Raw genomic sequence first — 21,476 nt, 5'->3', positions numbered from 1 at the left:
GAAATTTCCCCTCTCCATACACCGTGGCTGCCGCGCAGTTTCTTTGTCTGTGTGCGTCGGCCATCGTTGCTTTCTCTCTTTAGACGGACCAAAGGGGCTTTGTGTGACAAGAGTGCCCTCCCGTTCATTATATTCTATTCCGCCAGTTTTCGATTCTTCTCTTTCTTCGTTTACAATGGGGAGGTACCGCTCTTGAGGTGTTTTTTCTGCGGGCGTATTGAGAGACATGTTGAGCATTTTGTGTTCCATACATAGCGTGGCGAGGAGGAGTCCGGATGAGCCAGCAGGAAATTCATGGGGACGTGTCACGGGTTGCCGTCGTGACCGGAGCAAGTTCAGGGATTGGCGAAGCGATTGCCAGAGCGTTGGCAGGTGCCGGGTTTCGGCTCGCACTCGGCGCTCGGCGCATCGACCGTCTGGCACAAGTGGCAGAGTCCATCGCCGAGACGAGTGGTCAGAGGCCATTTTTGCACGCGCTTGACGTCACCTCACCAGACAGTGCGACAGCGTTTGTGGACGCAGTGCGGAGTGCATTTCCGCAAATTCACGTGCTGGTCAACAACGCCGGCCTCGCTCGCGGCATGACCCATGTGGCCGATGTCAGCGATGAGTCGGATTGGCAGGTCATGCTCGAGACGAACGTCATGGGGCTGTTGCGGATGACGAGACTCTTGCTGCCGAATATTCGCCGCAGTGGAGATGGTCACATCATCAACATCGGATCGACCGCAGGACATGAGGCTTATGCAGGGGGCAGCGTCTACTGTGGCAGTAAGTTTGCTGTTCGGGCCATCACGGACGCGTTGCGCCAAGAGTTGCTCGGAGAGCAAGTGCGTGTCACCACGGTCGATCCCGGTATGGTCGAGACGGAATTCTCCGTTGTTCGCTTTCACGGCGACGTTCGCCGGGCGAGCGAGGTATACGCAGGCGTTCAACCGCTAACGGCGGAAGATGTGGCGGACTGTGTGCGCTTTGCAGCCACCAGGCCAAAGCACGTCAACATCGACATGGTCGTGTTGCGGCCCGTTGCACAGGCTAGCGGCGGCCGTGTGGCGCGCCGCCCGGTAGCCGCCAAGGAGGTGTGAGATGCGAATTCGCGCCGAGGAGTTAAAGCAGGAGCTAGACAACCCAAACCTCGTTTTGCTGGATGTTCGCTATCGCCTGTCGCAACCGGACTGGGGACGCTTGGAGTACGCAGCAGGGCACATTCCGGGGGCGCAGTTTGTGGATTTGGAAAAGGACCTGTCGACCTCGGTTGGCACACACGGGGGGAGGCATCCGATGCCTTCAGTGCCTCATTTGGAGGAACTGTTCACGCGGCTTGGCGTGCATTCGAACAGCGTGGTCGTGGCGTACGACGGCGGCGAAGGTATGGCGGCGCGCGTCTGGTTTATCCTTCGTTATCTGGGGCACCGCGACGTGCGCCTGCTCGATGGGGGGCTACCTGCGTGGCGTCAGGCGGGGTATGCACTGACCAGCGAGGGGCAAGACACGGTGACAGGTAGGGTGCAAAGTAAGCACCTGCAGACGCCGCAAGGGTCGTCTGCAACCGGCACCTCGCCAGCACCGTTTGTAGCTCGCGTGCAACCGCAGATGGTGGTCCATTATGAAGACGTCGCCGCCATCGTTGCCAATGAGCAGCCGGGTCTTTTACTGGATGCTCGAGCCGCCGAGCGCTACCGGGGAGAAGTCGAGCCACTCGATAAAAAGGCAGGACATATCCCTGGTGCCCATAGTTTTCCTTACACAGAAGCGCTCGATACCGATGGAAAGTGGTTGCCGCAGGAACAGCTACAGGCCTTGTTTGCGGCGCCTCTGCTGGCGAAGGAGCCCGTGATTGCGTATTGTGGGTCGGGAGTTACGGCCTGTTCGTTGCTCTATGCGCTCGCACTGGCGGGCAAACCGGATGCGCGCTTGTATGCGGGTAGTTGGAGTGACTACATCACATGGGACGAAGCTCCCATCGCCACAGGGATTGCAGATGTATCGGAAAAGGGGAGAGGGCGTTGACACTCGCGAAGACGCTGCAGGCGTTTCGGGATTTGCTAAAAAAGACGGACCACTTTATGGAGGCGCGCCGTCTCATGGAATGGGATTTGCGCACAGGTGCGCCGCGGCAGGGACATGCTCTTCGGGCCGAGGCGATGGGCACCGTGGCAGATGAGATTTTCCGCTTGCAGACGTCACCAGAACTTGCTGCCATGTTGGCAGAACTCGGCTCGGCCCGGGCTTCTGGTGAACTTTCGGCCGCGGATGCTGCGCTCGTGCGGGTCGTCCAAGACGACTATGACCGCGATGTGAAAATTCCGTCTGCCAAATTTCACGAGTATGTCGTGCTCGCGGCCCAAGCTCAGTCTGTCTGGGTAGATGCCAAAAAGGCATCTAACTTTTCTTTGCTTCGACCGTATTTGGAGCGGTTGGTCGCCCTTAAAAAGGAATTTATTTACTACTGGGGCTGGCATGGCCATCGATACAATGCGCTGATGCACGCCTATGAGCCGGGTTTGACCGTGGCTGAACTAGACCCAGTCTTCGCGTCGCTTCGCGACGAGACGGTGCAGTTGCTGCAGCGGATCGTCGAAAAAGGATTTGGCACCTACCCGGAGACTTTGAAAAGACCAGTGCCAGTACCGCTACAGCACGAATTTGGGCTGGCCATGCTGCGGAAAATCGGCTATGACTTCCAATCGGGTCGCGTCGACGAAACGGCGCATCCGTTTGAAACCACCATCAATCGCTTTGATGTGCGGGTGACCACGAAGTACGTGGAGGACGATGTGTTGAACGCCCTCTACAGCACCCTGCATGAAGGGGGTCATGCTCTCTACGAGCAGAATATCTCGACCGATTTTGTCAACACACCGCTGTCGCAGGGCGCGTCGATGGGCATTCACGAGTCTCAGTCGCGGTTTGTGGAAAACATGCTCGGGCGCTCCCGCGAGTTTTGGGAAGCGGCATTTCCGGAGTTTCACAGCGCGTTTGCTGACCTTCTTGACCATCCGACGCTTGAGGACGTGTACCGAGCGGCCAATCATGTTAAACCGTCACTCATTCGCATTGATGCAGACGAGTTGACCTACAACCTCCACATCATGATTCGCTACGAGTTGGAGAAAGGGCTGTTTGACGGTCAGCATGAGGTCGGAGACCTGCCGCGGCTGTGGACGGAAAAGATGCAAGACTATCTTGGCATCACGCCGCCGGACGATGCGCATGGCGTTCTTCAGGATGTCCACTGGTCTGCCGGAGACTTCGGTTACTTTCCCACATACGCGCTTGGCAATTTGTATGCCGCGCAATTTCGACATGCCTTGTTGAGAGACCTGCCTGACTATCACGATTGCGTCCGTGCGGGCGAGATAGCCCCTATCCGCGAGTGGCTGACGGAACACATTCATCGTCACGGTCGTATGTTGATGCCGACCGAATTGGTGGAGCAGGCCTCCGGCGAGCCGCTTGACAGCAAATACTTGGTGGCCTACCTGACGGAAAAAATGACGGAGATCTATGAACTCTAAGATTGGCCGCGGAGTGCGCAACCTACGTCTGTCACGGCCGTTCTTCATCGCTTTTTTGCTAAGTCTGTCGTACCTCCTGGCGTACATGCAGCGGACTGGTCCAGGAGTGGTGTCGGGCACGCTCAAGGAGACGTTCCACGTCAATGCGGCGGTGCTCGGCACGATGACGAGTATTCAATACCTTCTCTACATGTTGTTGCAAATTCCGGTCGGCCTGTCCGGCGACAAGTATCGTCCCGAACGCTTGCTTGCAGCCGGAGTGTTTTTGGATGGTGTGGGCACCCTTCTCTTTGCAACCGCGCACAGCTTTGCTGTTCTGTTGGTCGGCCGGGCAGTGGTGGGTCTTGGCGATGCCTTGATTTGGGTGAACATCGTCTTGATTCTCGCGAGGGTCTTCCTGCCGAGTCAATTCGGGGCGTTACTCGGCGTTGTGTCCACTGCAGGCAACATTGGCGCCCTGCTGACGACCATTCCCTTTGCTGCTTGGACGGCGGCCGAGGGTTGGCGCATTCCTTTCGTGGTACTGGCGGGCCTTTTGATGTTGACCGCCGTCGCGAACTTTGTTGTCATTCGAACCGATGCGCCTTCCAAAGCGCCCGGCGTGCATTTGGAGTATGTTCCTGTTGGTAAGACGATGCGTCTTGTCGTGCGTGACCGCAATGCGTGGGCTACGTTTTTTTGTCACTTTGCGACCGTTGGGACGTATATCGGTTTCGTCGGGCTGTGGGCGGTCCCTTTTTTTCGCGCTACCTATGACGCTAGTCGCGCGACCGCGACTACTTTTACGCTCGCGTCCTTCATCGGAGCTCTAATCGGTGGACCGTTTGTGGGTATGCTCACCGACCGTCTCGGTTCACGGCGCGGCACCTACATCGTCGTCCAAGTCCTCGTCTGTCTGTCCTGGATGATGGTGCCGCTGTTTGACGGCCATCCGCCTCGATGGGTGTCGTATGCGTTGATGTTCTTGCTCGGTTTTGGCTCTGGCGGGTCGCTACTCACGTTTGCAGTGATTCGCGACCAGACGCCACCTGCCCGGTCCGGCGTGACGTCGGGTTTCGCGAATACGGGAGGCTTTTTGTCAGCCGTGCTCTTGCCCATTCTCTTTGGGGCATTGTTCGATCTCGGTAAATCTCACGGAACTGCTTCCCACGCCTATGTCTTGGCCTTTCTGGTGCCAGTGGCGTTCAGTTTGTGCGGAGTCATCGGCAGTTCGTTCATTAAGGAGCGCCAACGCGTTCCGGAAGGAGGTTGGTCTGTTTGAATCGGGAGGAGTGGTTTGTACCGAGTGCAGATGCAGCTGCCCGCCGGCTTCGCGTTCGTGAACTGGCGGAACAGTTTTCTCTGCGAGCGCGGCAGCACGACGAGGACGGCTCGTTTCCGCACGAAAACATCGCCGATTTGCGACATCTCGGCTACCCTGGTTGGACTGCGCCGATAGAGTTCGGTGGGCTCGGTCTCTCTTTACAGGAAATGGTGGTCCATCAGGAGACTTTGGCGCGTGGTGACGGATCGACCGCGCTTTCCATTGGCTGGCATGTTGGATTGCTGCTCAATTTGCGTTCAAGCCAGGCGTTTCCACCGGCGCTTTTTGAGGAGGTGGCGCGCTCTGCGGTTGAGCATGGGTATCTCATCAACTCCTTGGCGACAGAACCGGCGACGGGCAGTCCAAGTCGCGGCGGCCGCCCCCAGACGACTGCGCGCGCGGTCGATGGAGGCTTTGAAATCAGCGGGCGCAAAACGTTCAGCACGCTCTCGCCGGAACTCGACTGGATTTTGGTGACTGCGGGCATTCGCGATTCGGACGACATCGGTGAATTTTTGCTCACTCGGAAGGACATTCATGTTGTTGAGACCTGGAACATGATGGGGATGCGCTCCACTGGCAGTCACGATGTCGTTCTCGACGGCGCATTTGTCCCGGCGCATCGACTCGTGGCACGGCTGGCTCCGGGGCAACGCTCAAAGCGTGGAGCGGACGGCGGAGGTTGGATGCTGCACATTCCCGCTTGCTACTTGGGGGTCGCCATGCATGCGCGAGATATCGCTGTTCGCTATGCGGCAACGTATCAGCCCAACAGCCTGCCGCATCCGATTGCTAAAGTTCCACACGTGGAGGAAAAAATCGGGCAGATGGAGTTGAAACTGCTGACGGCGCGCACGCTGATGTACGATCTCGCTCGTCGCTTTGACGAAGCGTCCGCAGAAGACCGGCGTGCGCTCCGACCGGAGTTGGGTGCCGTTAAAGTGCTAGCGACCAACACGGCTATAGAAGTCGTCGATTTGGCCATGCGTGTGGTGGGCGCCAAGAGCTTGTCTCGCGATGGTACGCTCGAACGCCTCTATCGCGACGTCCGGGCCGGGTTGCACAATCCGCCGATGGATGATGTCGCCCTGAAGACGCTGGCGAATGTTGCCGTGGGCAGCGTCGAAGGTGAGCCGAGCGCTTTCGCGAAGCCAGACTAGGCATGTTTGGATGGGGGCCATCGATGGAGGTACGCCGCAGGTATCATTTCGGTGGCAGGCCGGACTTCAGTGGCGAGCTGCACTTCAGTGAATGTACACGTCCGTTCCCACCGGAATGTGTTGATACAGCCACAACGCATCCGGAATGGAGACGCGGACGCATCCGTGCGACGCTGGAGAGCCGAGTTCGGCGGCGCCCGCTGCAAGGACGTGCTGATGTCTGTCCATGGGAACGCTGTGAAATAAAAACTCACCGTGGTTTTTGAAGGAAATCCAATATTTTGCGCCTTCTTGGTAAGAGTTCGAGTAAAACCAGGTTCCCCGTTCGCGTTGAATGTGGAAGTGACCTTTTGGCGTCTCGTCGTCGCGTCCTGTGGAGGCTCGCATCGACGCAAGAATGGTCTGACCGCGATGGATGTACACCCTTTGCTTGGCGACGGAAACGTCAATCCACAGCGCTTCGTTGTGGCTGGCGGCCGCATCAGCGACCATCGGGCAAAAGAGAGTGGCAAAGCAAGTCGCGAGGTAGGCACCGAGGGTCGCCCCCGTTCGCGTGCGTAGCTTTCCACTCTCTTTTTGGTTTATGATGTTTTGAAGACTTTTGGTCACGGTCCAGCGCTTGTGTCTCGGCAACGTCTTGTTCTCCTGTTCTCCTGTTCTCCTGTTCTCCTGTTCTCCTGTTCTCCTGTTCTCCTGTTCTCCTGTTCTCCTGTTTCGTCTCTCCCCAGTTTGTATCTTTCGAGGAAATTCATACGGAAGTCTCAGAACGGGGTCAAGGAGCAACGACGAAGCCGCCTGGTGTTCTAGAAGATAGAGTCCAAAGGACTCAAAGGTTCATTTATCGAGACAGGCGACACGCCGGAAACGGCGGGTTGGTCAAGCGACCGGTTCGAACACAATGTATCCCGACTTTCCAGACGCGTTCAGGTGAATCGAAGTTGCTTGATAGAGCACATGGCCTAGGTGAATCGTGCCGTTCGTTACATAGTTGACGCCGCTCGGTTCTCGTTCGGCCAATCCGCTGCTCGTGAAGACGCGAACCACGCGGTCGTTTTTGTAGGCGCTGACAAACACCTTGCCAGTCGAATTTTTCGACAGAGCCCATGCCTCTCCCTTCAGCGGAATGTCGGCGAGTTGCACCGGAATCAGCACCTCTTTGCCCTGTTTTGTGAAGTGTTCGGGAAGCGCGATGGATGGTGTGACGCGCAAACGGAAGAAAATGACCGCGGCAATAATGAGGAGAATCCAGATGAGGTTCATTTTACGCACTTTCATCACCCTTTCTCACAGCGTTGTCAGGAGTCGCACGTATTTGGCAACCGCCTCTGTCACCTCGGCATCAGCCGTTGCGTGGGCAGTGACAATGTTACCGTCCACAGCCGCCTTGCCCATCACCAAGCGCATGTTTGTGAACAGTGTGGGAAACGCTATCTTGGTTGGTTCGTCCACGGCGACTCGTAGGCCGCCCAGCATGCCGGCGGCGGCAAGCAAGGCCACGCCTCTACCGGTGGCTGCAATCCAGGCGTTGTGCCCATCAGCCTGTCGTAAGAAGCGCATCGCGTGCGCATTGAATACGGATGCGGTCGCATAATCTCCACCAGGGAGCAGGACCATGTTGTACTCCATGGCGACGGCTTCTTCCAGCTTGCCATCGGAGACGATGCGCTGTCCCCCATCCGTGGCTATCGGAGAGCCCTGCAGCGTCAGCGTGCGTACTCGCCAATCGTTTTTCACCAAAACCCTCGCCAGTTGCCCTGTCTGCCACAGAGAGCAACCTTCCAAGGCCATCAACGCAGCCTTCATCCCCGCACCCCACCTTTGTCTAAGAGCATGGTACACGGTTCGGCACAAATTGTCATTCGGGACTTTGCTGTGTATCCTTGACATAGTGTCATTTTAACTGCTTTAATCAGAGATACAGAGCATTTTACGAGGAGGACTTCCCTCATGCAGCAGCCTGATGAATGTACATCTCTACCAGATTTGGTTCGGCGGACAGTGCTCGCTTCTCCAGATGCACCAGCGCTCACCGATATGCTTTCTGAAAACGAATTCAAAACCTACTCCTATCAGGAGTTTTGGGACGCTGTTCTGCGCGTGGCCGGACAATTGTTGAAGCGAGGCGTGGAGGCTGGAGACCGTGTCGGCATTCTCGCCGATGGCCGTTCTTGGTGGCCCATTGCCGATCTCGCCATTTTGTCCGTCGGTGCGGTGACAGTTCCTATTTATCCAAGCATTCCGAGCAATCAGGTGCAGCACATTGTGCGCCATTCTGGTATGCGTGGGATTTTTGTCGAAAACGCCAAACAATTGGCGAAGTTGGCGGAAGCCCTCAATGCGGAGCGTTATGCCGCGTCGGAATCGGCGACCGACGTTGTGTCTGAGGCTGCTCGGGCAGAGGTTGGGCTGTGTGAATTCATCGTTCAGCTGGATGGAGCCATCGTCACTCCGCCTTCACTGCCAGCAGACTATCAACTCTACTCCGATTGGCTGAACGAGACCGTATCGACGGCCACAGAAGCGTTGATAGAGCAGCGCATGCAGGCCCTACAACGCACGAATATGGCGACCATTGTCTACACATCGGGAACCACAGGCGTTCCTAAAGGGGTTCAGTTAAGCCACGCCAACTTGCTCGCCAACCTGAGCGGGATTCGCGCTGTGGTGCCGTTGCAAGCGACGGATCGGACCTTGTCTTATCTACCTCTCTCACACATTTTCGAGCGTACCTGCGGACAATTTGCGGTCCTGATGGCTGGTGCCCAGATAGTTTACTCGCGAGGATTTCGGTACATGTCGGAAGACTTTCTCCTGATGCCGCCGACCATTCTGACCACGGTTCCACGTCTCCTGGAAAAAGTCGAAGAGGCAGCGCGCAAAGAGGCGCTGCAGTCGAAGTGGAAACATGCTTTGTTTGAGCGGGCCGTTCGCAACGGCGCTGCAGTGCGCGTGGATGGAAAGCCTCAAGGGATGTGGTTTTCTCTGTACGATCGCGCTGTACTCTCGCGCATCCGCGCCGCTCTGGGCGGGCGAATTCGCTTCGTGGTGGTAGGCGGCGCGCCGATGGCGCGGCAGACTGGGCAATTTATGATGGCGGCGGGAGTGGTCACGGTCGAAGGTTACGGCATGACCGAGACTTCGCCGGTGGTCGCCGTCAACTCAGCCGAAGCGCCGCGGCTTGGCACGGTTGGCAAAGTCATTCCCAACGTAGACATTCGCTTTGCCAGCGACGGTGAATTGTTGGTGCGCGGGGAGAGCGTCACCTCCGGCTATTATTTGGATGAGGCGGCGACGGCTGAAGCGTTTGACGGGGAATGGTTGAAGACGGGAGATATTGGCGAATTAGACACGGATGGGTACCTGAAAATTGTCGACCGCAAGAAAAATCTTTTAGTTCTCTCCACCGGTAAGAAAGTCACTCCTGCTCCTTTGGAAAGCGACATCATGCAAAGTCCTTATATCGACTATGCTCTTTTGCTCGGCCAAAACCGCAAGTTTGTGACGGTTTTGATTGCGCCAGCCGAAGAGGCCATAGAAACTTATTTGAAGCAGCTCGGTGTGAATGTGGCGAGAGAGCTCTGGTCGACCAACAAGGCGGTGATGGATCTGCTGGAAGCAGAAGTCCGCACGCGCACGGCATCGTACGCGAACTTTGAACGACCGAAAAAAATTCTACTCGCCGATGCGCCATTCAGCATCGACAACGGGTTGCTCACGCCGACGCTCAAACCACGTGGAAAGCAGATTCTGGCTGCGTACTCAGACGCGATTCAGCACATGTATGAACAGGCAGAGAGCCAAAGCGCCGAAGGCTAAATGGGACTTCTAGCTTCTTCTCATCGTCGCGACCGCGTGCTATTCTAGAGGCTCGCAGAGCCTCTAGAGTCAGGGTGAGCAAGGAGTGGCGATGGAATGAAAGCAGATGCGCGGGAAGCGATGTCTCCGTCTGAGTTGATGCGCGGACTGAATCGAGAACAACGACTAGCCGTCGAGACCGTGGACGGTCCAGTTTTGGTCGTTGCCGGCGCTGGTAGTGGCAAGACGAGCGTGCTCACACGCCGGATTGCCCATCTCATCTTGCATCAAGGCGTGCCCTTGCACCATTTACTGGCCATCACGTTCACCAACAAAGCAGCGAAGGAAATGCAGCAGCGCGTGCAGCAATTGGTTGGAAAAGCAGCCAGTGACCTGTGGATGGGAACGTTCCATTCGGTATGCGTCAAGATTTTGCGCCGGGATGGTGACCGTTTAGGGTATGACCTCAATTTCACCATTCTCGATGCAGAGGACCAGCGGACAGCTATTTCTCAAGCGATGCTCGACCTTCATTACGACCCGAAAAAGTTCGATCCCGCTGCAGTCCACTTCGCCATTTCTCGCTGGAAAAATGAGCTTCGTTCAGAAAGCTCTCTGCCTGTTGCCAATGCTTCGAAAAACTTAGCGGAAGTGGTCGCCCGGGACGTTTTCCCTATTTATCAGCGCCGGCTTTTTGCCGCTTCGAGCATGGACTTCGACGACTTGATTGGGCTCACGGTTCGTTTGCTTCATGAGCATGAACAGGTGCGTGACAAATATCAAGACAAGTTTCGCTATGTCCACATTGATGAATATCAAGACACCAATCGAGCCCAGTATGAGTTGGTCAAGCTATTGTCGGGCAAATTTCAGAATCTCTGTGCAGTCGGCGATTCAGACCAGGCTATTTACGCCTGGCGCGGTGCAGATATTGAGAACATGATGCGGTTTGAGCAAGACTATCCGGAAGCAAAGGTCATTCTCCTGGAAAACAATTATCGCTCCACACAGGTGATTCTCGATGCAGCGAACGCACTCATACAGAATAATTTGAGGCGCAAAGACAAGCGCCTGCGCGCAGTCCGCGATGGTGGCGAACCCATCACTATTGCCTCATTCAGCGACGGAGAAGCGGAGGCGACCTATGTCGCGGACAGCATTCTCATGCACGTAAAAGACGGTGGACAACCTGGAGATTGTGCGGTTCTTTACCGCGCCAACGCGCAGTCTCGAGTTCTCGAGGAAGCGCTCATGAAAGCAGGAATTCCTTATACCATTGTCGGAGGGTTGACGTTTTACGATCGGCGCGAGATTAAAGACGTCTTTGCGTATTTGCGAGTTCTTGTCAATCCGAAAGACGAAATTTCGCTGTTGCGCATCGTCAATACTCCAAAGCGCGGACTTGGAGACGGGGCGATGGGTAAAGTCATCGATTTTGCGCACGAGCAAAACATCACGGTCCTGGACGCGCTGGGACGCGGACGCGAATTAGGATTGACGGAAAAAGCAGCAGAGGCAGCTTTAGAGTTTCAACAAAGAATGCTCGAATTGACATTGTGGATGGAGGGTATGACTGTCACGGAATTTCTCGCCGAGGTCCTGCACAGCACCGGATATCGGGAGATGTACGCACAAAGTCGAAAATCGGAAGATGTGCAGCGCCTCGAGAACATCGACGAGTTGTTGAACGTCACGCAATCTTTTGACAGACGCCGGGGTGGCACTGTGTCGGAGTTCTTGGCAGAGGTGTCTCTGCTCAGTGATGTCGACAAGGACAAAGGCAAAGAGCAGAATAGTGTACGTTTGATGACCGTTCATGCAAGCAAAGGGCTGGAATTCCACACCGTATTTTTAGTTGGCATGGAGGAGACGCTGTTTCCGCATGTCCGCTCGATGGACGATGACCGCGGCATTGAAGAAGAGCGCAATCTCTGTTACGTTGCCATCACGAGAGCGAAAGACAAACTGCATCTGACGCACTGTTCGGAGCGGTCGGTCTTTGGACAAATTTCGCTCCGCGAGCCATCACGTTTTCTTCAGGAGTTGCCGGAGTCGCTGGTGCAGCGCGTGGCGCTGACGAATGACGCACTCTATTCATTTGTTCCGGGAGACCGTGTAGCGCATCCTCAATACGGACAAGGAGTAGTTCTCGAGGTGCATGCCGGAGAGGAAGGCAAAGAAGTGGAGCTGACGGTCATGTGCCATCCGTCCGTTGGTCTGAAAACCTATCCAAAGCGATATGCAAGACCCGCGAATTGACTCTAGCCAAGGGCTCTGTTGTGGGACTGTGCGGCGTGATACAATGATTCCAAACGAGCGGCCGTAGGCGCCGTTTGAGTCGAACGTACGAGGGAATCAGAGGACAGTCATCAGGCAGTGAAGTGATTTCAGGTAACGACGTCAGGAGGCACTCGGTGTGTTGTATTGGATTGTTCTCGGGCTGGTGATGGCAGTCCTGATAGGTCTGTATCTGTGGCTATTCTTTTACAGTCGGCGCAAGCAGAAAGCATTTGATGAGCAGTACACGGCGATGAAAGAGCGGCACGAAGTATTTGTGCTGAATAAAAAGACTGTGCGAGAGCGGCCGAAGTCTGGATGGAGGAAATTCACTCGTTTCAAGACCTATCAAGTGGTGGGACGGGTCAATGTTTCGCAGGCGATGAAAGGCATGCAGATGAGTCGCATGCAGACTGTGACATTTCAGACAACGAAGCAAGAATACGAAAAAATAGAGATTAATCGAAAGTACAAAATGGATATCGCCGGCAACTACATCGGAAATGTCATTGCCATTGGCTCCAAAACGTCTGCCAAAAAATCGGGCAAAGACAAATCAAGTTCATCGAGTGTCTCGAAAAAAGGGACTCGCTCTTGGCGGAATTGGCTGCGGACGAAGTCTTAAGAGAATTGTGTCCGTTGGCCCCAAGAGATGGACCATCGCCTATATGCGTGCATAGTCTGTTGTGAATGGTTCCGCGAAGGAGGTCACAACAGATGCAGCAAGCGAAGAAGCGGGTTGCAGGTATGAAGCAAGCGAGTGCCAAGCAGAGACGTCGAGCACTAGGGACCGCCAAGCAGGCAAAGCGTCCTGTCAAAGCGGCCATCAAGACATCGCCGTTGCCTGAATTTCATCTGCGTCCGAGAAGGCCGGAAGATGATTCGTACATTGTGGCATTGACGCAACGTCAGCTCGGAGCAGTGCACGAAGGCGCGTTCGGCGAACCGTTTCCAGAAGTGCAATTTTTGCAGTACATTCGGTCTGGTGCTCCGACGTTCATCATTGAGCAGAATGGCCAGAAAATTGGATACTACTCGTATCTCATTGGCCCTGCAGACAAGATGCACATATCCGCCATGGTCATTCAGCCTGACCACCAGTCCTCGGGAATTGGTACGGCCGTCATGGAGCAAATTGAAAAAAATGCGAAAAACCAGGGGATTCGCGTACTAGAGGTATTCGTTCAAGCGAATAATGAACCGAGTCTGCAGTTTACGCGGCAACTAGGTTTTCGTGAAGTGTTTCAAATCGAGCCAAATACCATAGCCTTTCAGAAACAGCTGACTTGAGGATTCCCCTTTGCTCCGCATTTTTGTGTGCGAGTTGGCCATAGGTACATGACCCATCAGGAACAGCCAAGGTCCGCGCCGTAGGCGGTAACTTGGTTGTTCTTTTCTGCCTTGAGCACCTATTGTGCAGATTCTCGGAGAGCGGCGGTTCTCTAAATGATGAAAGGCTCTGCAAAACGAGAACGCCGTCTGATGGAATGACTCTTTTTCCCACAAAGGATTTTCGAGTCCCATGTAGAATCTTCTTCACCATTCTCGCCAGATACATGGCGTGTACTCGACTCAGGAGAAGAGCATTGATTCATCATGAAAAGGCCTGATGACTATGGAAGAAGAACGGATGCTGCCCGGACGGATTGCGGTGGTCAACAACTTGGTTCAGATTGCCGTGGAATTGAACGAGACTCCGGCGACGCTTGTCATTCCGAAACATCCCGCTTTGCAAATACGCGTCGATGGCGTGGAACTTACGGGCCGCGTACAGATTCATGCATTTTCTGAAGTGGACGTGCATCTCGTTCAGACAGAACCAACGCGAGACATGCGAATTTTCATTTCGCCAGATAACTTGTTGGCGACGCTCGAGATAGTCTATACGGACGGAAAGAAGACGGCTTTACAGGACGCGCAAGCTACACCTACGTGCGTCCTGCAGGTGGTAGAAGACGTCGTCAAACCGCATCCGTTCACGTTGGCAGAAGTACTGGCTGCGATGACGGAAAAGCGCATTTCGATGGACTTTTTGAATAGCGAAGAAATTCAGGACTTGCTGTCCCGAGAGAGCTCGGGAACATGTGCTTGTGCCCGCGGTGAGCCGCCTACAGAAGGACTACCGGAGCGCTTTGAAATTTTGGTCAAACCCCAGTCAGATCCAGTTTTCGGCATTGTCCCGGTTCGACCCATTCTCACCGTTCGCTCCGGTGTGCTGGTTGCAAGACGCCTCCTTGCAGAGCCGGGAACGCCGGGCACGAGTGTCTTCGGAACGACGATTGCTCCATATACCCCGGCGGTCAAGGTCCCCAAAGTGGGACAAGGACTGGCTGAAGATTCGGAACGGTTGCTGCACTCGACGAGAGGGGGCCGCGTTATTGTACGGTCTGATTTGGTGGATGTGGCACCCACAATGGAATTTGCAGAATCCTTAAGTGCGCGTCACGGACACGTGCATTTTGATGGCGACATCGTCGTGTATGGAGATGTGGAAGAAGGGGTCGAAGTGGTCGCGGGGGGCGTGGTATTTATACGCGGACACGTCTCTTCGGCGCGGGTTATCGGAGATGCTGGGGTGACCATCGGCGGTGGCGTATTCCAATCCAAAGTTCTTGCTGGTATGCGGCATAAAACGTTACATGAATTAGAGGAATTGTTAGAAGAACTCGCTGACGACTGGGAATCCTTAGAGCAGTCCGCAGAGCGCTTGGAAGCAGCGCTACGTACGCATGGTGCGGAAGTTCCACTGTCGCGGGTCGTCGCGTCACTGTTAGCGGACAAATTTCAGGCAATCTTGGAGTGGCCTCGCCGTTTGCAGGAGTTTGCAGAGTCTCGTCCGGCATTGGACTTGGGACCGTGGCAAGGACGACTGAAGTTGATTTCCAGCTGGCTCACTCAGGTTCATCTGGAATCGACAGCGGCAGCATGGGCCTCCTTTCAAGAACAAATTGACAAGTGGCGAACAGTCATCCGGGAATGGGAACAAGCGACTGAACTCGCATCCATTCAAGTGGCACATGGTCAGATGTCAGACCTTGAGGCCACGGGGGACATTGATGCTACAGTCCAAGGATTTTACCATTGCCAGGTCCATGCGGGCGGCACCGTCAGAGCTCTTGGCAGACCGGGTGTGCTGGTTGGCTCTGAAATTGTCGCTGGGTCGACTATTTTGGCGCGTATTGTCGGCTCTCCAGCAGAAGCACTCACGACATTAAAGATTCCTGAAGCAGAACACTGTTATATAAAGGCAGACTGCGTTTATCCGGGAAGTGTTTTTTTGGCGGACGAGTTTCGGCACGAGTTTCTTGAGGAGTCGAGAAACTGTCAATGGCCAATGTGAACCTGAGTCGGTCACACCGCGCCCTTGAATCGACGGCAATTACGATGTGCACGGCTGAGCGTTATTAAGGTGGTTTGCGCGGCTGAACGTTAAAGACAAATCGTGTTTTTCAGCCGCGCCTTGTTGACGGTGCCTAAGACATCGCGATGGCTTTCGGGCCTGTCGCGATTCGACGGGCAAAGAGGTTGTCTAAACGGTTTCTCGGTCGCTGAACAGCAAGGAGATACAATAAAGGCCAGCTAGCCCAATAATCACATAAACCACTCGACTGATGATCCCGGTTGTGCCACCAAACAGCGCGGCGACCAAATCAAACTTGAACAGTCCGACGAGTAGCCAGTTGATTGCGCCAACGATGACAAGCACGAGTGCCGTCTTGTTCATGAGACACCACCTCCTTCAGCGACAGTATGCACCGGACCGACTGACACCATGCTGTTGCCCATTGAGAAGAATAAACTGGTACGGCGAATAAGAATAGGTGCTATTTTCAAAACAAGGTGTTTGGCTGAATGGGCTTGCGCTTCTCGATTCGAGGGGCTATTCTGAAGAAGAATGGGAGGGTGCATCATCATGGACATGGAGTCGCGCATTCAAGAGGTGCTTGTTCCGATTCGAGAGGCCATTCAGCAAGACGGTGGAGACGTGGAGTTTGTGTCCTACGACGGACTGTCCAAGACCGTCTATGTTTCGTTGATGGGTGCTTGTGTCGGATGTCCGGCGAGCGTGATGACGCTTAAAATGGGCGTTGAGCGGTCCATTCGCCAACAGATACCAGAGATAGAGAATGTGGAAGCATGTTAGTCCCTCTTTGGGCATAAATTGAATCGGCGTGGACAGAGGCGAGCCGGCCTTTGACCGGCTCGCTTTTGCGTACGTCCAACGAGTGGGATACCATTTGCAAGTTGGAGGTGTTGATATGGCGGTTTCCCTTGCGGCGTCTGGACTGCTTCTCGAAGTAGAACCAGAACTGGCGGGTATGGAGGCCAAGGTGGCTCTCTCGTTAGGTTGTCAGCTTCCTGAAGGTTTTGTCGGACGGCTCTTGGCAGCAGGGCGAGTCGTGGACGGGGAACGCCGTCTTCATGCAAAGACCGTGGTGCATGCTGGCGACCGCCTTTTGCTACTCCCTCCGGACTGGAAGGCGTCCCAACAGTCGCGCCAACGGCACGCGAACGATTCCCTGCCGGAGGTTTCCTTGGCGTTTTTGGATGATCACCTCTTGGTGGCGAACAAACCAGCGGGAATTCTCGTGCACTCGGACGGATCGGGCGAAATAGACACGCTCGACGCCAGAGTTTCGCAACTTCGGTGGAAGGAATCATGGCTGACACCGTTTCACGTTCATCGCTTGGACAAGGGTACGAGTGGTGCAGTATTGTACGCGAAACACGCCTTCGCCGCACGGACGCTCGATACGATGGTTTCGGATGGGGCTGTGGATAGACTCTATGTGGCCATCGTCTGCGGGCACCTGCCCGATGCAAAAGGGCTTATCCAGCAGAGGATTGGACGAGACAGACATCACGCTGGACGATACGTTGTGTCCGCGTCCGGGCAAGAAGCACGCACTTGGTATCATCTACTGACCGATTGGGAACATCCTGCCCTAGGGCGGCTCAGCCTCGTGGCGTGTCAACTCGAGACGGGCAGAACCCACCAGATTCGCGTGCACCTGCAAGCCCTGGGGTGCCCGATTGTCGGGGACGCTCTCTATGGAGGGTTTCAGCCGAATTTTTCTTCTTTTGACGGCTTTTACTTACACGCGGCGGCACTTCGTTTTCCGCATCCGTATGCTGGGAGAGGGGATGCGTTGGTCCAAGTTTCGGTTCCTGTGCCGGCACCGTGGCGAGCGCTCTCTGCCGAGGCGTGGGGGACAAATTTGGATGTCTTATTGCGTGAGCCAGGGGTGTTGTCACAGGCTGTGGCGCAGTTTTTGGCGGAGGGCAGACTGTGACAAACGGGACTAAGTGGTGGCAATGGAGCCTGCGTTTTTCGTACGACTTAGCAATCGACGTAGTGCAAAAAGATGTGGCATCGCTCGCTGCCACAATGTGCTTTTATGCCTTCTTCTCCCTCTTTCCGCTCTTGTTGTTGCTCATGTACGCTCTCTCCTTTCTGGCCCCGAATGCGACCGTGGAGCGCGTCTTACTGTTGGCAGTGAAGCCGTATTTTCCCGCGCTTCCAGAGGCAAAGACGTTTATTACAGACAATATTACGCGACTCGCCGGAATGGGTGGAAAAGTGAGCTTGTTGTCGGCTCTGACGTTGCTGTGGAGTGCGACGAGTGCGTTTATTGCGGTTCAGCAGGCGTTAGACATGATCTTTGAGGTGAAAATTCCGCGCTCCTACATTGCGCGCCGCTTGATTAGTTTCGGCATGGTCGTACTACTGGTGGTCATGACCATGTTGTCTTCGTTCGTTGTGGCTCTGTACCCGCTCTGGAGTCACCACGGATTCGCTCTACCATCATGGGTTCCCATCTTTCCCGTTTTAAATCATTTGTCGCAAGTGTTTTTTCCTGTATCTCTCTTCTTTACTTGTTTGCTTCTCTATCACATTCTTCCGTCGAACGTCAGTCCAAGTAAAAATTTGCTTATCGGCGCATTCATTGCGGCGCTGCTGCTTGACATCGCGCGGCAGGTCTTCGTCTGGTATGCTATTCACTTAGTACGTTATGAACTTATTTATGGCACGCTAGCGGTCGTCATGCTGATTCTCCTCTGGATGTATGTAGCGAGTATCCTAGTTCTACTGGGCGCAGCAGTTGCCCACCGATTAACCGCACAGTCCATGGCATAAACTCCTTTAGGTAGAAAATCCCGCTGCCTTCATCGGCCAGGTCTTAAGGGAGTCTTCGTGGCAGCGCGACGGAGAGGGAGAGGTTTCGCTTCGGATGAGCAAGGCTCGAGGTACGGTGTCTGTGTTGATTGCAACGCATCGGCGAGTTCAGGAATTGACGCGCTGTGTCGCAGCCATTGCAGGTCAAATTGGGGGATTTCAGATTCAACTTTGCATTGTCAACGATGGCGGAGAAACAATTTTGCGGGATTTGATTTTACCGCGAGAGACGTCTGTTGAGCTTTCCCTGGAATTAATTCAACTGCCGTCTAATGTTGGACAAGTTGCGGCACTGAACGCTGCACGAAGCGCGGCGAGCGGGGAGTACATCGCGTTTTGTGACGACGATGATCGCTGGTTGCCCCATCATTTGCAAGACATTTTTCGGATGCTTCCGCAGTCGAACGCGGACTTTTTCTATTCTGATGCGGAAATCGTAGTTCGCTCATCGAACCGGCAGACGCTCGAGCGATTTCCTTTTGCGTTCCGTGATGCCAGCGCACTTTTACCGAAATACAACCCGATACCACCAGCCACGGTGCTCATGACCCGGCGTTTAGTGGATGTGGTCGGGCCCTTTGATGAGGAGATGAGTCACTATTGGGACTGGGATTATTGGCTGCGAGCGAGTCAGCATTCGCGGCTCCAGAGAGTCCCTTTCTGCAGCGTTCTCTACTCGGTCAGTGCCAGTGGGCAGAATCAGTCTGCGCATCCCGAGAAGATGGCACCAGCGCTGCGCCGACTCGTCGAGAAACATCGTCTCGGTTCACTGCCATCGAGTAACTTTCGACAGATGGCAGACAGTCCCTTACTCACCGATGTGCGAGCCCATACTGTGGTTTCGTGGGATGGCAGTTCCACCATTTGGTGAGTCGACCCTCGGAGGGAGGAAATCCTATTGAAGAGTGAGTCTGTGCGCGATGAAATACGCTTGCGTGGGTTACAGTTTTTCGGATATCACGGCGTATTGCCCGAGGAAACGGTGACGGGTCAGAGATTTGTCGTCAATCTCGCGCTTCGGGTCGATCTTCGGAGAGCCGGCAACCTGGACGCTGTGGAAGAGACGGTCGATTACGGGCAGGTCTATCGCACCGTCGAAGAAATCGTCACGTCTCATCCGCCGAAGCGTCTCATTGAAGCGGTCGCTGAGTCAATCGCCACGGCCATTCTCGAGCGCTTTGCGACGGTGGCACTCGTGAAGGTCGAAGTTGAAAAACCAGGTGCCCCCATCCAGGGCATTTTTGACTCAGTCAGCGTGTGCATTGAGCGCTCCGCCACTAAGGCTGTGCACTCATCAGATAGGCAATGACTATGAGTAAGGCGATGGCGAGCAGGCCAATACACCAGTTGCTCGTTCGCAACCGCTTCAACTCACTGCTCGCCAGAACCTTTTTACTGGTTGAAATCTTTTCCAATTCTCGAAACAGACCGTATCGAATTGCGACAAATACGAGCAAATAGAGAAGCAGAGAGACAATCATCCACGTCTGTTCCAGCATCTTGAGACTGGAGAAATAGACGAGTAGTCCGCCCGTAATCCATAAAATCCAATTGGCCGACCGCTCCAGTGGCCGATAGCGACGCACGAAGCCATCCACGGCGGCGACTGATTTGAGTCTGGGAATAGCGAAGAAGACAGCCAGTTTGGAAAAAACGGCCGTGCAGTGGACGATGAGAATCGGCAGAAAGATGGCAGGCAAGCCATCCACCTCCATCGGAAAAGTTAGCGGACCAGTCGATAGACGACACATGCCCAGTAAAACATCCAAGCAGTAGGACCTGCCGTCACCAACAGCCACTGCGCCTTCCTTGCACCACGTTGTGCGAGTGCTTTGCGGTCACTCAGGTACATTCCGAGAAGACCCTGCACGACAAAGCGGTGAATGGCTCCTTCGAGCGAGCGATTTCTGACTTTTTTCATACTCGTCTGCAAAAAGCGCCTCAGACGCTGGCGTGCCGTGGTTGGAGACGCATAGCAGAGCACAAAGTTGAAGTCGCCTTCGCGGATGTCTTCCTCTACGTCGATCCAATAGTCGAGCAAAATGTGTAACCCGCACAGCCACGGAAAATACCCATCGCGGATGTCGGCGCTGCGATTCGCAAACTTGTCCGGGTCGGTCGCGGCCAAGAACAGAGCGAACATTCCCAAGGTCGATCCGGTAGCTGCCGCAAACTCCCACCACTCAATATCGGGATAGTCTTTGAGATACGGCGCACTCCACGATTTGAGCGCTTGTTCGCGTTGGTCCGTTTCAATGTGCTTTGTCTCCTGCAATTCACAGTAGCGCTCTACCAGCCACTCCACATCCGACTGTACCAAATCATAAGCGGGCAAGTCGTAGAGTACTTGCTGGCACTCGCTGACTAAGTTGTCGAGATATCCGCCATCGTCTGGAGACTGACGGAACGCGTAGTAGTCTCTGTGGGCTTGACCAGGGCGCACGGCGTCTCGCATCGCGTCATGCAGTGCGTGAAAGTCGTTTGCGTCTGTGATTTGACAGCGGTCACAAAGGTTGTCCAAATAATCGCTGATCGTTTGCAGGGCGACAATTACGCGGACCAAGGCCACCCGATATGCAGGTTTTGCCGCGGCATAGACGCAGCCACCATCGGCGTGAAATTGTTTGTCCCGGATGCTCGCGAGTGCCTGTTCGCGCAAAGTGGCATCGGGAATGGCAGCTGCGCGCCGCCGCCATTTGGCTAATTCAGCGCGCGCTGTTGGCATCACGTGGCGAAACAAGCGGTAGAGAAAACGCGTCGAAGTGGCGACTTCCCATTGCGATTCCAAAGGTGCCTCCTCGTCTGCGGCAGAACCGCTCCATCATTTTAGCAGTAGGCTTCCCACACTGCTGGCAATGTCGATAGCCTTTTTGGCATTGTCTGCAGTAAAGTATTTACTGAACGTCGGACCAGATGAATTGGCCGGGGCGGTTGGAGCAAATGGCACGCGCGCAGGCGACTTCGCGGCAACGGGTGTTGGATACTGTGTATGACCGCCGTATAGACCACGGCGTTTCGCGCCCTTGTGAATCATCATTGCCATCTGCTGAACACGCTCGTCACGGGCCACATCAAATGCCATTCCGCCGAATTTCAGCATGGTTCCGATTTGCATGCCCATTCACCTCCTTGCAACTTGAGGCGTCGCGAGACAGCGGCCCTACACTAGACTATGCGAGGGCAGTCACGACGAAGCGGGCGTATGCTGAGACGGGACTGCCATCCGTCCGTCATCTATGACAGAC

Annotated in this window: 22 protein-coding genes; 15 read left to right on the top strand and 7 right to left on the bottom strand. The window is 54.9% G+C overall.

Going from position 1 to position 21,476, the window contains the following annotated elements; all coding sequences use genetic code 11:
• Nucleotides 1–275: 275 nt before the first annotated feature.
• The 5 genes from M4I36_RS10745 to M4I36_RS10725 are packed head-to-tail and all read left to right on the top strand — an operon-like array spanning nt 276 to nt 5,981.
• Entirely contained in the window at nt 276–1,085 is an 810-nt protein-coding gene (locus M4I36_RS10745) for an SDR family NAD(P)-dependent oxidoreductase (RefSeq protein WP_258111740.1), read from the top strand.
• A gap of 1 nt (nt 1,086) precedes the next feature.
• Nucleotides 1,087–2,010 (top strand): sulfurtransferase, encoded by a 924-nt coding sequence (locus tag M4I36_RS10740; RefSeq protein ID WP_258111739.1) that lies wholly within the window; start codon nt 1,087–1,089, stop codon nt 2,008–2,010.
• Nucleotides 2,007–3,518, top strand: coding sequence for a carboxypeptidase M32 (locus M4I36_RS10735; protein ID WP_258111738.1), 1,512 nt, complete (start codon nt 2,007–2,009; stop codon nt 3,516–3,518). The genes M4I36_RS10740 and M4I36_RS10735 overlap by 4 nt, the downstream gene beginning before the upstream one ends.
• The gene (locus tag M4I36_RS10730) at nt 3,508–4,779 is read left to right on the top strand and encodes an MFS transporter (RefSeq protein WP_258111737.1); all 1,272 of its coding nucleotides are present in this window, start codon (nt 3,508–3,510) and stop codon (nt 4,777–4,779) included. Before M4I36_RS10735 ends, M4I36_RS10730 begins: the two co-directional genes overlap by 11 nt.
• Nucleotides 4,776–5,981 (top strand): acyl-CoA dehydrogenase family protein, encoded by a 1,206-nt coding sequence (locus tag M4I36_RS10725; RefSeq protein WP_258111736.1) that lies wholly within the window; start codon nt 4,776–4,778, stop codon nt 5,979–5,981. Before M4I36_RS10730 ends, M4I36_RS10725 begins: the two co-directional genes overlap by 4 nt.
• An 84-nt stretch (nt 5,982–6,065) precedes the next feature.
• Here M4I36_RS10725 and M4I36_RS10720 read toward each other — a convergent pair whose 3' ends face one another.
• The 3 genes from M4I36_RS10720 to M4I36_RS10710 all read right to left on the bottom strand — a co-directional run bounded on the left by M4I36_RS10720 (nt 6,066) and on the right by M4I36_RS10710 (nt 7,784).
• Nucleotides 6,066–6,614, bottom strand: coding sequence for a L,D-transpeptidase (locus tag M4I36_RS10720; RefSeq protein ID WP_258111735.1), 549 nt, complete (start codon nt 6,612–6,614; stop codon nt 6,066–6,068).
• 243 nt (nt 6,615–6,857) lie between these two features.
• Nucleotides 6,858–7,256 (bottom strand): hypothetical protein, encoded by a 399-nt coding sequence (locus tag M4I36_RS10715; protein ID WP_258111734.1) that lies wholly within the window; start codon nt 7,254–7,256, stop codon nt 6,858–6,860.
• Between the two features lie 9 nt (nt 7,257–7,265).
• Nucleotides 7,266–7,784 carry a DJ-1/PfpI family protein gene (locus M4I36_RS10710; RefSeq protein ID WP_258111733.1) on the bottom strand — a complete coding sequence of 173 codons (519 nt, stop codon included), beginning with the start codon at nt 7,782–7,784 and terminating at the stop codon, nt 7,266–7,268.
• A 144-nt stretch (nt 7,785–7,928) separates the two neighbouring features.
• Here M4I36_RS10710 and M4I36_RS10705 point away from each other — a divergent pair, with 144 nt between their 5' ends.
• The 5 genes from M4I36_RS10705 to M4I36_RS10685 all read left to right on the top strand — a co-directional run bounded on the left by M4I36_RS10705 (nt 7,929) and on the right by M4I36_RS10685 (nt 15,393).
• Complete coding sequence (locus M4I36_RS10705) at nt 7,929–9,797, top strand: AMP-dependent synthetase/ligase (RefSeq protein WP_258111732.1); 1,869 nt, start codon at nt 7,929–7,931, stop codon at nt 9,795–9,797.
• Nucleotides 9,798–9,893: 96 nt separating this feature from the next.
• Nucleotides 9,894–12,035: an ATP-dependent helicase gene (locus M4I36_RS10700; protein ID WP_258111731.1), complete on the top strand. Its 2,142-nt coding sequence runs from the start codon at nt 9,894–9,896 to the stop codon at nt 12,033–12,035.
• Nucleotides 12,036–12,192: 157 nt separating this feature from the next.
• The gene (locus M4I36_RS10695) at nt 12,193–12,678 is read left to right on the top strand and encodes a hypothetical protein (RefSeq protein WP_258111730.1); all 486 of its coding nucleotides are present in this window, start codon (nt 12,193–12,195) and stop codon (nt 12,676–12,678) included.
• A gap of 92 nt (nt 12,679–12,770) precedes the next feature.
• Entirely contained in the window at nt 12,771–13,343 is a 573-nt protein-coding gene (locus tag M4I36_RS10690; RefSeq protein WP_258111729.1) for a GNAT family N-acetyltransferase, read from the top strand.
• A gap of 319 nt (nt 13,344–13,662) precedes the next feature.
• Entirely contained in the window at nt 13,663–15,393 is a 1,731-nt protein-coding gene (locus M4I36_RS10685) for a FapA family protein (RefSeq protein ID WP_258111728.1), read from the top strand.
• Nucleotides 15,394–15,582: 189 nt separating this feature from the next.
• Here the strand turns inward: M4I36_RS10685 and M4I36_RS10680 are convergent, their stop codons facing one another.
• Entirely contained in the window at nt 15,583–15,777 is a 195-nt protein-coding gene (locus M4I36_RS10680; RefSeq protein ID WP_258111727.1) for a DUF378 domain-containing protein, read from the bottom strand.
• 189 nt (nt 15,778–15,966) lie between these two features.
• Between M4I36_RS10680 and M4I36_RS10675 the strand changes: the two genes are divergently transcribed.
• The 5 genes from M4I36_RS10675 to folB all read left to right on the top strand — a co-directional run bounded on the left by M4I36_RS10675 (nt 15,967) and on the right by folB (nt 19,540).
• Nucleotides 15,967–16,197 (top strand): NifU family protein, encoded by a 231-nt coding sequence (locus M4I36_RS10675; RefSeq protein ID WP_374986028.1) that lies wholly within the window; start codon nt 15,967–15,969, stop codon nt 16,195–16,197.
• A gap of 115 nt (nt 16,198–16,312) precedes the next feature.
• On the top strand, nt 16,313–17,347 hold the full coding sequence (locus M4I36_RS10670; RefSeq protein ID WP_258111726.1) for an RluA family pseudouridine synthase: 1,035 nt from the start codon (nt 16,313–16,315) through the stop codon (nt 17,345–17,347).
• Nucleotides 17,344–18,192, top strand: a complete 849-nt coding sequence (locus M4I36_RS10665) for a YihY/virulence factor BrkB family protein (protein ID WP_258111725.1) — start codon at nt 17,344–17,346, stop codon at nt 18,190–18,192. Before M4I36_RS10670 ends, M4I36_RS10665 begins: the two co-directional genes overlap by 4 nt.
• Nucleotides 18,193–18,286: 94 nt before the next feature.
• Nucleotides 18,287–19,102 carry a glycosyltransferase family 2 protein gene (locus M4I36_RS10660; RefSeq protein ID WP_258111724.1) on the top strand — a complete coding sequence of 272 codons (816 nt, stop codon included), beginning with the start codon at nt 18,287–18,289 and terminating at the stop codon, nt 19,100–19,102.
• Nucleotides 19,103–19,129: 27 nt separating this feature from the next.
• The gene (gene folB / locus M4I36_RS10655; RefSeq protein ID WP_258111723.1) at nt 19,130–19,540 is read left to right on the top strand and encodes a dihydroneopterin aldolase; all 411 of its coding nucleotides are present in this window, start codon (nt 19,130–19,132) and stop codon (nt 19,538–19,540) included.
• Here the strand turns inward: folB and M4I36_RS10650 are convergent.
• Genes M4I36_RS10650 through M4I36_RS10640 form a run of 3 tightly spaced genes read right to left on the bottom strand, consistent with a single transcriptional unit; the run spans nt 19,509 to nt 21,346 of the window.
• Nucleotides 19,509–19,931, bottom strand: coding sequence for a DUF2269 family protein (locus M4I36_RS10650; RefSeq protein ID WP_258111722.1), 423 nt, complete (start codon nt 19,929–19,931; stop codon nt 19,509–19,511). The genes folB and M4I36_RS10650 overlap by 32 nt on opposite strands.
• Before the next feature lie 23 nt (nt 19,932–19,954).
• Nucleotides 19,955–21,019, bottom strand: a complete 1,065-nt coding sequence (locus M4I36_RS10645) for a tetraprenyl-beta-curcumene synthase family protein (RefSeq protein WP_258111721.1) — start codon at nt 21,017–21,019, stop codon at nt 19,955–19,957.
• Nucleotides 21,020–21,052: 33 nt separating this feature from the next.
• Nucleotides 21,053–21,346, bottom strand: a complete 294-nt coding sequence (locus tag M4I36_RS10640) for a hypothetical protein (protein WP_258111720.1) — start codon at nt 21,344–21,346, stop codon at nt 21,053–21,055.
• Between the last annotated feature and the right edge of the window lie 130 nt (nt 21,347–21,476).

This window comes from Alicyclobacillus sp. SP_1 (genome assembly GCF_024706985.1).
GTDB lineage: Bacteria > Bacillota > Bacilli > Alicyclobacillales > Alicyclobacillaceae > Alicyclobacillus_I.
This window is presented reverse-complemented; position numbering and strand designations above follow the sequence as displayed.

Excerpts from the sequence above, each read along its gene's own strand:
- M4I36_RS10745 (WP_258111740.1), top strand. The coding sequence starts at position 276 with ATGAGCCAGCAGGAAATTCATGGGGACGTGTCACGGGTTGCCGTCGTG.
- M4I36_RS10740 (WP_258111739.1), top strand. The coding sequence starts at position 1,087 with ATGCGAATTCGCGCCGAGGAGTTAAAGCAGGAGCTAGACAACCCAAAC.
- M4I36_RS10730 (WP_258111737.1), top strand. The coding sequence starts at position 3,508 with ATGAACTCTAAGATTGGCCGCGGAGTGCGCAACCTACGTCTGTCACGG.
- M4I36_RS10715 (WP_258111734.1), bottom strand. The coding sequence starts at position 7,256 with ATGAAAGTGCGTAAAATGAACCTCATCTGGATTCTCCTCATTATTGCC.
- M4I36_RS10710 (WP_258111733.1), bottom strand. The coding sequence starts at position 7,784 with ATGAAGGCTGCGTTGATGGCCTTGGAAGGTTGCTCTCTGTGGCAGACA.
- M4I36_RS10705 (WP_258111732.1), top strand. The coding sequence starts at position 7,929 with ATGCAGCAGCCTGATGAATGTACATCTCTACCAGATTTGGTTCGGCGG.
- M4I36_RS10700 (WP_258111731.1), top strand. The coding sequence starts at position 9,894 with ATGAAAGCAGATGCGCGGGAAGCGATGTCTCCGTCTGAGTTGATGCGC.
- M4I36_RS10690 (WP_258111729.1), top strand. The coding sequence starts at position 12,771 with ATGCAGCAAGCGAAGAAGCGGGTTGCAGGTATGAAGCAAGCGAGTGCC.
- M4I36_RS10685 (WP_258111728.1), top strand. The coding sequence starts at position 13,663 with ATGACTATGGAAGAAGAACGGATGCTGCCCGGACGGATTGCGGTGGTC.
- M4I36_RS10680 (WP_258111727.1), bottom strand. The coding sequence starts at position 15,777 with ATGAACAAGACGGCACTCGTGCTTGTCATCGTTGGCGCAATCAACTGG.
- M4I36_RS10675 (WP_374986028.1), top strand. The coding sequence starts at position 15,967 with ATGGACATGGAGTCGCGCATTCAAGAGGTGCTTGTTCCGATTCGAGAG.
- M4I36_RS10670 (WP_258111726.1), top strand. The coding sequence starts at position 16,313 with ATGGCGGTTTCCCTTGCGGCGTCTGGACTGCTTCTCGAAGTAGAACCA.
- M4I36_RS10660 (WP_258111724.1), top strand. The coding sequence starts at position 18,287 with ATGAGCAAGGCTCGAGGTACGGTGTCTGTGTTGATTGCAACGCATCGG.
- M4I36_RS10640 (WP_258111720.1), bottom strand. The coding sequence starts at position 21,346 with ATGCAAATCGGAACCATGCTGAAATTCGGCGGAATGGCATTTGATGTG.